This is a genomic window from Citrobacter sp. ANG330 (genome assembly GCF_047467925.1).
Classification (GTDB): domain Bacteria; phylum Pseudomonadota; class Gammaproteobacteria; order Enterobacterales; family Enterobacteriaceae; genus Citrobacter_A; species Citrobacter_A amalonaticus_G.
This window is the reverse complement of the sequence record NZ_JASJUI010000009.1, coordinates 161,984-173,572: the sequence shown is the minus strand read 5'-3', so window position 1 is coordinate 173,572 and position 11,589 is coordinate 161,984. Positions and strand designations below refer to the sequence as shown.

The 11,589-nt window shown below is 52.2% G+C and carries 13 protein-coding genes; 6 read left to right on the top strand and 7 right to left on the bottom strand.

Features of this window, described 5'->3' with window-relative positions:
- The first annotated feature begins 138 nt into the window (after positions 1-138).
- The 3 genes from QNN88_RS18590 to QNN88_RS18580 are packed head-to-tail and all read left to right on the top strand — an operon-like array spanning position 139 to position 2,004.
- Positions 139-588, top strand: a complete 450-nt coding sequence (locus QNN88_RS18590) for a hypothetical protein (protein WP_414241516.1) — start codon at positions 139-141, stop codon at positions 586-588.
- A 50-nt stretch (positions 589-638) separates the two neighbouring features.
- Complete coding sequence (locus tag QNN88_RS18585) at positions 639-1,376, top strand: hypothetical protein (RefSeq protein WP_414241515.1); 738 nt, start codon at positions 639-641, stop codon at positions 1,374-1,376.
- Positions 1,369-2,004 carry a hypothetical protein gene (locus QNN88_RS18580; protein WP_414241514.1) on the top strand — a complete coding sequence of 212 codons (636 nt, stop codon included), beginning with the start codon at positions 1,369-1,371 and terminating at the stop codon, positions 2,002-2,004. The genes QNN88_RS18585 and QNN88_RS18580 overlap by 8 nt, the downstream gene beginning before the upstream one ends.
- A 275-nt stretch (positions 2,005-2,279) precedes the next feature.
- On the opposite strand, the gene QNN88_RS18575 is transcribed toward QNN88_RS18580, so the two are convergent.
- Complete coding sequence (locus QNN88_RS18575; protein ID WP_414241513.1) at positions 2,280-2,645, bottom strand: FaeA/PapI family transcriptional regulator; 366 nt, start codon at positions 2,643-2,645, stop codon at positions 2,280-2,282.
- A gap of 169 nt (positions 2,646-2,814) precedes the next feature.
- On the opposite strand from QNN88_RS18575, the gene QNN88_RS18570 reads away from it, so the two are divergent.
- From QNN88_RS18570 to QNN88_RS18560, 3 genes are read left to right on the top strand one after another with little or no spacing between them, the layout of a single operon-like run.
- On the top strand, positions 2,815-3,543 hold the full coding sequence (locus QNN88_RS18570) for a winged helix-turn-helix domain-containing protein (protein ID WP_414241512.1): 729 nt from the start codon (positions 2,815-2,817) through the stop codon (positions 3,541-3,543).
- Positions 3,536-4,003 carry a hypothetical protein gene (locus tag QNN88_RS18565; protein WP_414241511.1) on the top strand — a complete coding sequence of 156 codons (468 nt, stop codon included), beginning with the start codon at positions 3,536-3,538 and terminating at the stop codon, positions 4,001-4,003. The genes QNN88_RS18570 and QNN88_RS18565 overlap by 8 nt, the downstream gene beginning before the upstream one ends.
- Positions 4,004-4,054: 51 nt before the next feature.
- Positions 4,055-5,227, top strand: coding sequence for an HD domain-containing protein (locus QNN88_RS18560; RefSeq protein ID WP_414241510.1), 1,173 nt, complete (start codon positions 4,055-4,057; stop codon positions 5,225-5,227).
- A gap of 31 nt (positions 5,228-5,258) precedes the next feature.
- Here the strand turns inward: QNN88_RS18560 and QNN88_RS18555 are convergent, their stop codons facing one another.
- The 6 genes from QNN88_RS18555 to QNN88_RS18530 are packed head-to-tail and all read right to left on the bottom strand — an operon-like array spanning position 5,259 to position 11,586.
- Entirely contained in the window at positions 5,259-5,996 is a 738-nt protein-coding gene (locus tag QNN88_RS18555) for an SDR family NAD(P)-dependent oxidoreductase (protein WP_414241509.1), read from the bottom strand.
- A gap of 1 nt (position 5,997) precedes the next feature.
- Positions 5,998-6,249 (bottom strand): acyl carrier protein, encoded by a 252-nt coding sequence (locus QNN88_RS18550; protein WP_414241508.1) that lies wholly within the window; start codon positions 6,247-6,249, stop codon positions 5,998-6,000.
- The gene (locus QNN88_RS18545) at positions 6,236-7,039 is read right to left on the bottom strand and encodes a protein dehydratase (RefSeq protein ID WP_414241507.1); all 804 of its coding nucleotides are present in this window, start codon (positions 7,037-7,039) and stop codon (positions 6,236-6,238) included. The genes QNN88_RS18550 and QNN88_RS18545 overlap by 14 nt, the downstream gene beginning before the upstream one ends.
- The gene (locus QNN88_RS18540; RefSeq protein WP_414241506.1) at positions 7,039-8,292 is read right to left on the bottom strand and encodes a beta-ketoacyl-[acyl-carrier-protein] synthase family protein; all 1,254 of its coding nucleotides are present in this window, start codon (positions 8,290-8,292) and stop codon (positions 7,039-7,041) included. Before QNN88_RS18540 ends, QNN88_RS18545 begins: the two co-directional genes overlap by 1 nt.
- The gene (locus QNN88_RS18535; RefSeq protein WP_414241505.1) at positions 8,279-9,658 is read right to left on the bottom strand and encodes a TolC family protein; all 1,380 of its coding nucleotides are present in this window, start codon (positions 9,656-9,658) and stop codon (positions 8,279-8,281) included. Before QNN88_RS18535 ends, QNN88_RS18540 begins: the two co-directional genes overlap by 14 nt.
- Positions 9,655-11,586: an ABC transporter permease gene (locus tag QNN88_RS18530; RefSeq protein WP_414241504.1), complete on the bottom strand. Its 1,932-nt coding sequence runs from the start codon at positions 11,584-11,586 to the stop codon at positions 9,655-9,657. The genes QNN88_RS18535 and QNN88_RS18530 overlap by 4 nt, the downstream gene beginning before the upstream one ends.
- Positions 11,587-11,589: the final 3 nt, after the last annotated feature.

Sequence of the window (11,589 nt, the reverse complement as noted above, 5' to 3'; positions counted from 1 at the left end):
GTTTCCCTACCTTCAGAAACGATCCGCATTTATCTCATTTTTATTTTCCAGCCATAGAAAATAGTCAACGTACCAATACTCAACTTCTTGATCTGTTACATTGCAGTCATTCGCACAGAGACAGTCCTGGAGAAAGAGATGGCTACCGATCCTTATGAAGGCATTAAAAAAGAGATTCGAATCTACGCGCATGATATGAATCACTGGTGGAAAAAACTGCAAAGTGATTCAGTTGCTGAATGGCTCCTGCTCACGAGTTTTGCATGCTGGGGAATACCGAATCGATTTTTTCAGCTCTGTGCCTTTATGCTCACTCTGGTTTTCTTTGCCAGTAAATTGGCTAATCTGGGTCATAGACGTTCATTTATTGACTCAGAAAAATGTATTGCAAGGAAAATCAATCAAGCTCCTGTTTCAGATGTCCAGAGAAGTGCACTTTATTTACGCTTAACTAAAATCAAAAAATTCCGACGAAATAAAAATATTTTATTTGTCCTCAAAAGAAACTGGCGTTTTTTAGCGGGCTACTGCTTTCTCACGATCTCCTTTGTCTATTTAGTGTTCACTGTATTAATTACATTACGTTAAAGGCTTAAAAATGATAAAAAAAGTGGGTATTTCATAGTAAGGACATATCTATGCTACAGGCAATTTTAAACGGAAAGGCCCGACGGGTAAATTTACCAGGCGAAGAAACACAGAGCTGGCGTTCTGTATTTCAGCGTTATGAGGATCTACTTACGGCAGCATTCTGGGGACGTATGAGTTATCTGTCTGACGCGTCTCTGCATACGGTTCTCACTTCACTGCTTGGCGTAAATGTAAAAAATTGGGGAGCATTTGAATCCATCGTTTTCTGGCCGAAGTACGATTTTCCGCCAGCGATCAGCGACCACGTCGCGCACTGGGTGAGTAAAGAGGATCACTATGCAGAACCCGATGTGATTTTAAATTTCACGCACACCGCATTGCTCATTGAAGTGAAACCTCCGGCAGGCGGGCAACAGTATAAACAGCAATGGTGCAAAGAGATCTACGGCTGGCAAAACAGTGAAGATAAAAAACCTGCCCTGCACTTTTTAGCACTGGGAAATCTGCCGGACAAGCATTCCACCTGGTTTGCTGAACTCAAACACAACTTTCCTGACGTCACGTTTCACGGGCTGGAATGGCGCACGGTCAGGGAAAAAATTCAATATCCGGAGACGGAATGGGCATCACAACAGGAGAGAAGAATTATCCATGATTGTCTGAATGCTCTTGCACTGTACGATATCCGTTCCCCTCTCCAGTCCTGGCGGCCGCTTTTAGACTATTTATCGTCACAAAACCTCCCCACCACTTTTTCTTTTTTTGCAGGAAAACATCATGTCTGATCCCTTTATCGTCGTCAGGCAAGCGCATCGGATTTGTGCTGCTTACTATCAACAACTCTTTCCTTTATTGAATGAGACCGCACAAAAGCTGGACACCACATTCCTGAGCTGGAATACATGGAGTTTTAATAAACCGCCACAATCAAACAAAAACCCTTTTGAGTCATGGAAATGGGATTACCTTCCCATCATGGACGTTTCATTTGTTTTCAGTCGACAACAAGAACCCGGAAGTCCCATGACAACATCGGATTATGTTCTCGATTTTAAGCTGGTGACTGACAGTGAACTTCTCTACGAGCAGCGCCTGAAACAGTATGGTAAAGACAGTGAGCCGCTTGCTACCGCGCTAGAAATCTCAGCTCAGGAAGCCAAAAGTTATCTCTGCATTTATCTTTTTTCACCAACGCGAAATGATGCGGCTTACGACGCGCCTTATACCCTTTGGGATAGTTATGAGGGCTACCCACAAGCCGATGAGGGTATCTATCTTTCGGACAATAACGGCATTAAAGGGACGGGAATTTTATTGCCCCTTTATACGCTGGCTCAAGAAAAAGGAAGTGAATGGCTGGTGGAAAGGATTAATACGCAATTAGCGCATCTGATGTCTTATACAGAGAGTTAACAACAAAATAGTTGCCCGTTGAAACCAGATTTCACGGGCACCTGATAAGCAGACCATTCAGAATGTAATACGACGTTAAAAGATGTTTAGTACTACTCTTGTACTTACCGCTAAATACGGATCAGGCGTCCACGATGGACAAGCATAAAAAAATGGACGAAAGGCAATAGTGACAGCATGCGAACATTAATATTTTATTGGGATTTTTCCTAATGGTTCGCGAGATAATTACCAGTATTCCCCATATTATCAGGACTATCTAATTGACTTTTCACTCATTGTTGCAAATGAAAATACTGCTTGTTAGAATGCCAGACAATATCTGTAGAGTCCTTTGACAAAAACCACTGGTGATGTTTTTGCATTTTATCTCTTATAACCTGACCATATTTCTCCAGCGGAAGAAGTAAGTGTCTGACTTTATAAATTGAGATGCCACACAGATCGGCAAGCTCTCTGGTAGACAGGCCCTGAGCACTGTGCTCGTTTAATAGCTCGAGAATAAAAAATTGTTCCGGTCCCCTGACCATTGCCAGGTCACTTATTCCCATTTCCGCCGCTAACATCTGCAGATTGTCATGAGGTACGTTGTAGCCTGGATGTGCTGCACCCGGGTTATATGAACACAGCGAGAGTTTCATTTGCAGACTCCTGGATTTGGAAGGTGTTAGCAGTATGCGTACTCCTGAGCAAACCAGCAACATTAGCTTAAGATGAATGTAAATACAGGATTTTTATCTAGCATTCACGTATTTTTATCAAAAAAAGACTGTAAGTTAGCGGAAAGCAGGGCTTAGGGTGGAGATGAACATGAGGTTCGACATTGAGGGATTTATCACTTTTGACACTGAAGATGCGTCTCTCGTTAATCTGTTAACCGGCGATTGCGTTGAATTATCACAAACCTCTACGCGCCTGTTAGCAGAATTGCTCAATCACCACGGCGATATCCTTTCAAGAAATGAAATCTTTCAGGCCGTTTTTGATAAATATGGTGCCAGAGCGTCAAATAGTAATCTAAATCAATATATCTCAACTTTACGCAGAAACCTGAGCGATCTGGGTATCGCAAAAGAAATCATTGTCACGGTTCCCCGTATTGGTTTCAAAATAGCGGAAGATGCTATTATTAATAACGATCGTGAGTATCGAACGCCATTCCTTGAAGAAAAGGAGCCGGAGGCCCCGTCGGTTGAACCGCAGAAACCCTGCCTTAAGCAATTTACCCGCATTATCGCCCTGGTAATCGCCTTTCTCCTGCTCATAATACATCCCGCATCATTCAGGGCCGACAGCGATATAAAAAAACTGGTTCAGGATCAGTGCATCATTTTTATGCCCTCCTCACTCTCATTACGAGAGGTGACAAAGAGCTTTGATTTTGTCCCGCAACCATTCGATTGTTCACAGCAAAAGGAGTTATACGTTTACAAGCAGCAGGTACAGGGTGTCCTGGGTGATACTGTGCAATTGTTACTCATTAAATGTGATAAAGGCAGTTGCGTCAGTTTTTATTACAGAGAAAAAAATAATGCCTAAACACGTCACTATGCTTTTAACCTGTCTCGGTCTGTTATTGATCGGCACAGTTTATTGTTTAACCCGACCTCCCGTTTTCGCTTGCGAGTCACAGTTTTCTCTCACTCAGAGTATCAATAGCGACAACATTCAGGCAGAAGGGTTAATTTTTGTCCACATGATGGATGAGCAACTTCTTGTCAATATTGATGGTCTTCTCACACATAACGAAAAAAAGTATTTAATCTCGCGAACGCTCAAAATGAAATATGAAACGTACAATGCCGATGCGTATCTTTATAAGATAATGAGTGTCAAAACCATACGTGATAACACTGACAATGTTGATGATGAGATTGCTAATAATTTGTTATTTGGCAAAGGCCCGAGCGATAAGATAATTTTTATAAAAAAAATCAATAAAGATGTCATACTCTTTGGTAACCACGCATTTCCGCAATATGGTTGCAAGCGAAATTAATTTGTGTGGTTTTCTTTCATAAAGCACAGCAAAAGTTAAGTTTCTCATTATATGAATATAAAATTAATAGAATCATTGGCTTGCATCTCAAAAATAATAGACATGATTAACCCCAGGCTTAACCTGCATCATGTCAGAACGGCATTCATCGCCTGGCATCTGGCCCGGGAATCCCGGTTCACGCCAGCACAGTGCAGGAAAACCCTGCTGGCGGCCCTGCTGCATGATATCGGGGGGCTGAACGAAGAGTCTCGTCTTCAGCCTCTCAGCTATTATGACAATGAACTCAATAACCATGCAGCCGTCGGCGCTGAATTACTGGCCAGCGTCCCTTTACTGACCCCATTAAGCCCCATTGTTCGTTATCACCATACGCACTGGGATGAAGGGAAAGGCGATTACATTAACGGTGAAAAGGTCCCCAAAGAGAGCCATGTCGTTTATCTGGCGGATCGTCTGGATGTTTTAATCGCCCATTACCGCTCCAGCGATATAATATCGGTGAAAGATGAAATTATTAATATAATAGTTGGTGGCGAACACATTCTTTATCCCCCCGAATTTATCAACGCCTTCAGAAAAATAGCAAACTGCGAACACTTCTGGTTAAAAATTACATCCACAGAGTTCGATGATTACATCCAGGACATCCCCCGCATCCATAATGACTCCGTCTCTTTGCATAACTTTCGCGATATCGCCAATATGCTGGCGTTTATTATTGATGGGTTCAGCCAGAACGGCGTCCAACACTCGCTGGTCGTCGGCCGTATCTCTGGTTTTCTGGCCAGAGAAATGGGGCTTCCCGCGGTTCAGTGCCTGAAAATCGAAATAGGCGGCTTGCTGCATAACCTGACATCTCTGGTGCTGTGCGCCGCACCGGCCCATACCGGGGAAGAGAATGCCGTCTGGGATGAACTCTATCCGATTGAAGCGATTAGAGAGATCGCATACTGGTGTCAGATTCAAAAGACAGGAGCGGCACAGGCTGCGCATCCTCCGGAGGTGAGGATTCTGAAAGCCAGCATCTGGCTGGCGTCGTTGTTGCAGGGCGTCACGCTGTCGTCAGAATTTAAAGCACGCGTTGGAGAAACCGCGGAAATTACCCCCGAACTGGCGGGCATTGTGCAGCAAAATAGTGAGACTCTGTTACAGATCTTTCAGGAGTCCGTCAAAGAGCGTCGCGCCCTGGTTCAGAAAATAAACCAACTCAGCCAGTCGTGAACCGCGAGACATCATCCTCGCGGCCCTCTTCTCAGGCGGACAAACCGCCGTCCAGCACCAGCGTCTGACCGGTGAGATAACTACTCCCTTCCCCGGCCAGAAACGCAACCGCACGAGCGACATCCTGGGTGCGCCCGAGACGGCGCAAAGGAATATTCTGCCGCATCGCTTTTAACCGGGCTTCCGGAATGGCCTGCACCATTTCACCTTCAATCAATCCCGGCGCCAGACAGTTTACCCGAATGCCAAACCGGCCCACTTCTCGCGCCAGCGAGTGCGTCAGACCAATCATCGCCGCCTTGCTGGCCGCATAGGCCGTCTGCCCGCTGTTGCCTTTAATGGCCGTCACGGACGACATAAACACAATCGAACCACTGCCCAGGGTCATCATGGCAGGCAGCAGGATGCGATTCCAGTTCACTACCGCGACCAGATTGTTTCCCAGCACGTCCTGCCAGTCGCGCGCGTTCTGGTGGATGTGCAGCGCGTCATTGGTCATGCCAGCGTTATGGACGATGGCAGTGGGCGCGCCATACGCTTCAAGCAGCGACGTGGCGAGCTGCGCAACGCTGGCTTCATCGCTACCGTCGCAACGAAACCCTTTCACCCAGGTCGAGGTACTCCGACTTTGCGCGAGATCCAGCGTACGGGCAATTCCGGCCTCGTTACGACCGGTAAAGACAATGTTCCATTCGGGCAGCAGGTGGTTCACCAGCGCCTGGCCGATTCCCCGACTGCCGCCGGTAATGAGCATCCATTTCTTTGCCATATCAACCTGCCATTTCCTGCGCAATACGTTCGCTGAGTTCGCGAAGCGTCATGGTTGGATTTTTCATAAACATTTCAGGGTTGATCGTGACGTTAAACTCACGTTTCGCCAGCACCATCAGCTCAACGTAGTCGAGGCTGTCCAGTTCCAGCTCAGGCAGTGTCGTCTCTGGCGTCAGCGCCTCCGGCGCCAGGTCTTTTGCGTCACAGATCATTTCACTGATTTTGTCGTAGATCATTTCATGCTGGCTCATTTGATTTTCCTTCTGTCAGCGCGCCGACTTTAAGCGTCACGGCATTGCTAATGTAGTGATGTTGATAACAGGTTCGCGCGGCGATTCGCACCACCATCGCGCCACTTGCAAGGTCGCCAACCACCAGGGCCGGCAAGGTGTCAATCTCAAGGTTTTCCGGTAGCGACTCTGCTCGCCAGGGGGCCAGCAGATGGCTGTCGAAAATGACTTCCTGATGGGTCTGTACAACAGGAAAGTGAGAAAACAACGCCTCCAGCGTCCGACACGTCGGCAGCATGTCGGCAATAGCCTGCTGGCGTAACAGCGCGGTATCCTGGAGAAGATGACGAAACAACAGGGCGTCGAGAAAATGCCATTGCTGAGCGTCGGGAAGTAGCGATTTGAACGTCTGGTGTAACGCGGCCAGCGCCGACGAATCCAGAACCCGCTGACTTTCTCCATTCGCTAACGGCAGGTGTTTCTCCGGCATGATCTGGCAGGAAAGGCAGGTCTCTTCGGCAGATAACTCACGCACCGACGCCGCAACGCGCTTATTCGCATCGCGCGTCAGGCGATAGGCAGTATCCCGCCACAGCGGTCGGCGCAGACGCACGGTACATTTCAGATACGGGGCGTCGTCGACCGGTGGACTGATAAACCGCTTTACGTCCAGCAAGACGCGCATACCATGCACGCTGAGCCCGCTCCCGCCCCGCGCTTTCACCCACGACTCGTCAAAATGCACCGGGTTGTAATCGCCCGAAAACGCGGCCCAGCGCCGGGCATCCTGGTGGCCATAATGAAGCGGCATCACAGGTGCTTCTCCAGGATCAACGCCGCATTCGCGCCACCAAACCCGAAGCTCAGGTTTAACGTGCGACGGACATTGCCCGTCCGATGACCTTCGACGACATAATCCAGATCGCAGCATTCATCCGCCTGCTGGAAATTGGCCGTCGCGGGAATGATGCCGTTGCCGATCGCCTGCAGACAGACAATGCTCTCGAAGGTGCCCGCCGCGGAAATTAAGTGCCCGGAGTACGATTTCGTACTGGAAACCGGAATGGACCATACCGCATCCCCCAGCGCCATTTTGAGCGACTGAGTTTCATTGATATCGTTCAACGGCGTCGAGGTGCCGTGGGCGTTGATGTAGTCGAGTGCCTCCGGCTTCAGCCCCGCCTGTTGCAGCGCGTAGCTGATAGTTTGCACGCGGGCCAGGCAGTCTTCCGCCGGCGAGGTGAAATCCCAGGCGTCAGAGAAGTTGGCGTAACCCGTAATCTCGCCGAGAATCGTCGCGCCGCGTGCCAGTGCCCCTTCGCGCTCTTCCAGACACAGCACCGCTGCCCCTTCCGATAACACAAAACCGCTACGATGGGCGCTGAATGGACAACTGGCGCGTTGCGGATCCGACGCCTCTTTACTCAGCGCGCCCAACACGTCAATATTCCACACCGCACAATGGCTGGTGAGCGACTCCCCGGCACCGGCCAGCATCATTTTCGCCCTGCCGCTACGGATCACCTCGTAAGCGTCGCCAATGGCGATCGTCCCCGTCGCACAGGCGGCAATCACCGTGTTCTGATAGCCATTAAGCCCCCAGTACTGGCTGCAGGCCGCAGTGGTGACGCTGGGCATCGAGTAAAAGCAGTTAAACGGCGAGGCGACGCCCGAGCTCGCAAACTCACTTTGCGCATCGTAGCTTTCATCCAGCCCCGCCCAGCCGGTTCCCATGATCACGCCGCAGTCGAGCGTACTGTAATACTCCTGCGGCGGCCTGACGCCAAAGGCCATCGTCATCGCCTGACGCGCCGCGCCTACGGTCAGCCGGGCAAAGCGCGGCAGGCGACGGCGAATCACTGCAGGAATACCCGCCAGGCTCGGTTCATTATCCACCAGTCCCAGAAAATGGGTGTTGATATTCAGCGCCGTTTTATCGACATAACGATAGCCCAGACGGTTAGCCATTATCGACTGCCAGCTCTCTTCAGCCGTCGCGCCGAGTGGGGTCACGGCGCCATACCCGGTAACGACGACCCGCTTCAATTGGTTATTCAGCTTCATGTTTCATTATCCTGTATTGCGTTTCGCCACCCCCTTGCGCCAGCCAGAGCTGCAACGTGGCGTAGAGGTAGTCGTATTGGGTTTGTGCGAGGGCGTTCTCTAACGTCAGCAGATCGTCCTGCGCGTTCAACAACGTCTGAAAATCCACGGCGCCCGCGCGATAGCGGCTTTCCGTCAGGGTTAAACGCCGCTGGCTGAGCGCCAGCGACTGGTGAAGTCGTGCGCGCTGCTCTTCAGCGCTCAGACGGTTTTCCATCGCCTCATCCACTTCGGCGAGTGCGGAATAGGCTGTCGAGCGAAAGGTTATCGCCGCCTGTTTTACCGCGAGATCCGCCTGCTTCACGGTGAGCTGTTGGGTATTCCACTGGATAAACGGCAGCGTCAGCGCACTTCCAATTGAGCGAATCGGATCGCTGAACCATTGACTGAAGATCTGACTGCCGGCATTCAGCGAGGCGTCAAGAGACAGCGCGGGATAAAACTGCAGCCGCGTGGCGTCGTAACCCGCAAGGGCTGCGCGCAGACGTGATTCCGCCGCCTGGATGTCAGGCCGCTGAGCGATCACCCGCAGCGGTGTTTTTTGCGCGATTGGCACCTGTTGATTGACATCCAGCGCGGGCGATTCGTCGGCATGCTGTTCCGCTGGCCTGTTGAGCAACAGCGCCAGCGCATTGCGCGTATTCTGACGTTGCTGAACCAACGTTCGCCACTGATTCTCTCGTTCCAGCAGGGCCTGCTGCGCCTGCAACACATCAAGCTGACCGACCTTCCCGGCGTTAAACCATGACGTCACCTGCTGCACGGTCTGTTGCGAAATCGCCAGACCGTCACGCTGATTACGAATCTGCTGGTTATACAGCGCGATACTCCAGTAAAGCTGGGCGGTGGTGCCCATCGTGGTCAGTACCGTCGCATGGTAATCCTGCTCGCTCGCCACCGCTTCCCATTCGCTTTGTTCACGCGTTCGCGCCAGTTTTCCCCACAGATCCAGTTCCCAGGCGATGGTGATGCCACTACTGTAGTTTTCCTGTGAGGACGTCCCCCGACGTACGTTTTTACTGTTACTGGCGGAACCGCTGACCGTCACATCCGGCGTCATCGTGGTGTCAGTTAGCCCTGCCGCCACGCGTGCCTGTTGCACGGCGATCGCCGCCGCCGCGAGATCGTTATTGCTTTCCAGCACCTGCTCAATGACCCGCAACAGCCGGGGATCGCCAAAACGCTGCCAGCCGTATTCCGACACCGTATCGGTAGCGGGTTGCCACTGGGTGGGTAATGACAGCAGCGGGCGCTGGTAGTCGCTGCGGGTCAGTGAGCTACAGCCTGCCAGTACGAAAACTACGGGTAACAAAAGGAGTCTTTTCATTCGCGAGCCAGCGCCTCGGTAGGATTGAGGCGAGCCGCTCTGCGCGCCGGAAAATAGCCAAACGTCAGGCCGATCAGAGCGGAAAAACCACAGGCCATCAGCACCGGGAACGCGGTGAACACCATCGAGAATGCATCGGTTGCAAAGGCGAACAGATGCCCCGCCACCCACGAGCCAAACACCCCAAGCAGGCCACCGAGGGCGCAGATCATCACGGCCTCAATCAGAAACTGGTTCATGATGTCCGAGGGACGTGCGCCAACGGACAGGCGAATGCCAATTTCATGGGTCCGTTCGGTCACGGACACCAGCATAATGTTCATCACCCCGACGCCGCCCACCAGCAAGGAGATCGCTGCAATGGCGGTGATCAACAGCGACATAGAGTCAGAGGTTTTTTGCAGCGCGTTCGCCAGCTGATCGTCGGTCTGGATAAAGAAGTCCTTCCGGCCATGTTCCCGCAGCAGATGACGTTCCGCACGCTGCGCCGCCTCATGTGGTTCCAGCGGCGGCTGAAAGCGCAGAATCAATGATTCCAGTGGTTTTTCGCCGGTGAGTCGCTGCTGTAATGACGTATGCGGAACCCAGGCGGTCATAAACCCGCCCACGACTTTTGGGCCGGGGCGCGTCGCCACGCCGATCACCCGCCACGGCGCGCCGCCTATCTGGATTATCTCATCCAGCGGATCTTCACCGCCGGGGAACAGCGTATCGCGCCCGGTCTCATCGAGGATTAACACCGGTTCGCCTTCCGCGACGTCCCGCGCGGTAAAGCCATTTCCCTGTACAAATCGCAGTCCTTGCAGGGCGAAAAAATCCTGTGAAACGCCGGAGAGCATCATGGAGGAGTCGAGCCCCTTGCGAACCGCGAGCGTTGTGCTGCTGACCACCGGCGAGACGCCCATAATCCACGGCAGAGCCTGTAAACTGCGAACATCATCCATTGACAGTGCGCGCTCCATATCCGGGCGCTTATTGCCCCACCCTGTACCCGGATGGATCTCCAGCGTGGTGCTTCCCAGCTTACCGATCTCACTCATGATCGCCTGTCGTGCGCCCTCACCTACCGCCATCGACGACACCACCGACGCAATGCCGATGATGATCCCCAGCATGGAGAGAAATGCGCGCATCCGGTGTCCGAGCAGCGAACGCCAGGCCATGCGGACCGCCTCATGAAGACGGCGCCCCAGCGAGGCGCGTCCGTTATCCTGCTCCGGCAGCGCAATCGGACGGCGAACGGCGGCGTGCTGAACGTCGCGAATGATCCGCCCGTCGCTGATCTCAATCATTCGCTGCGCCTGTCGGGCAACGTCGCGATCGTGGGTGACGATGATGACCGTGTGCCCCGACGCATGTAGCTGGTGCAGCACATCCATTAGCGCCTTGCCGCTGACGCTATCGAGCGCGCCGGTGGGTTCATCCGCCAGAATGATATGCGCCCCGTTGATCAGCGCCCGACAAATGCTCACGCGCTGCTGTTGCCCACCCGAAAGCTGGGCGGGTCGGTGCTGAAGGCGGTTTTCCAGACCGAGTTGACGTGCAAGACGCTGGGTGCGCGCGTTGCGCTCGGCTTCCGACATCGCGGTGTACAGCGCGGGAATGGCGATATTCTCTTCCGCCGTCAGATACGGCATCAGGTGATAGCGCTGGAAAATAAACCCAAGATAACGGCTACGCAGATCGGCGAGGCGCAGACTGTCTGCGTCATGTACGGGCGTACCGTTGATCAACACTTCGCCGGAAGAAGGCTTATCCAGGCAGCCGATGATATTCATCAACGTGGACTTCCCTGACCCCGAGGCTCCTACAATCGCCACCATCTCACCGCTGTGGATGGTCAGTGAAATGTCGCTCAGCACCGCAAGCGTTTCACTCCCCGCGCTGAATGTCCGACAAACCTGGCGTAAGACGATAATCGGTTCCATCCG

Excerpts from the sequence above, each read along its gene's own strand:
- QNN88_RS18590 (WP_414241516.1), top strand. The coding sequence starts at position 139 with ATGGCTACCGATCCTTATGAAGGCATTAAAAAAGAGATTCGAATCTAC.
- QNN88_RS18540 (WP_414241506.1), bottom strand. The coding sequence starts at position 8,292 with ATGAAGCTGAATAACCAATTGAAGCGGGTCGTCGTTACCGGGTATGGC.
- QNN88_RS18585 (WP_414241515.1), top strand. The coding sequence starts at position 639 with ATGCTACAGGCAATTTTAAACGGAAAGGCCCGACGGGTAAATTTACCA.
- QNN88_RS18565 (WP_414241511.1), top strand. The coding sequence starts at position 3,536 with ATGCCTAAACACGTCACTATGCTTTTAACCTGTCTCGGTCTGTTATTG.
- QNN88_RS18560 (WP_414241510.1), top strand. The coding sequence starts at position 4,055 with ATGAATATAAAATTAATAGAATCATTGGCTTGCATCTCAAAAATAATA.
- QNN88_RS18550 (WP_414241508.1), bottom strand. The coding sequence starts at position 6,249 with ATGAGCCAGCATGAAATGATCTACGACAAAATCAGTGAAATGATCTGT.
- QNN88_RS18555 (WP_414241509.1), bottom strand. The coding sequence starts at position 5,996 with ATGGCAAAGAAATGGATGCTCATTACCGGCGGCAGTCGGGGAATCGGC.
- QNN88_RS18530 (WP_414241504.1), bottom strand. The coding sequence starts at position 11,586 with ATGGAACCGATTATCGTCTTACGCCAGGTTTGTCGGACATTCAGCGCG.
- QNN88_RS18535 (WP_414241505.1), bottom strand. The coding sequence starts at position 9,658 with ATGAAAAGACTCCTTTTGTTACCCGTAGTTTTCGTACTGGCAGGCTGT.
- QNN88_RS18575 (WP_414241513.1), bottom strand. The coding sequence starts at position 2,645 with ATGAAACTCTCGCTGTGTTCATATAACCCGGGTGCAGCACATCCAGGC.
- QNN88_RS18570 (WP_414241512.1), top strand. The coding sequence starts at position 2,815 with ATGAGGTTCGACATTGAGGGATTTATCACTTTTGACACTGAAGATGCG.
- QNN88_RS18580 (WP_414241514.1), top strand. The coding sequence starts at position 1,369 with ATGTCTGATCCCTTTATCGTCGTCAGGCAAGCGCATCGGATTTGTGCT.
- QNN88_RS18545 (WP_414241507.1), bottom strand. The coding sequence starts at position 7,039 with ATGCCGCTTCATTATGGCCACCAGGATGCCCGGCGCTGGGCCGCGTTT.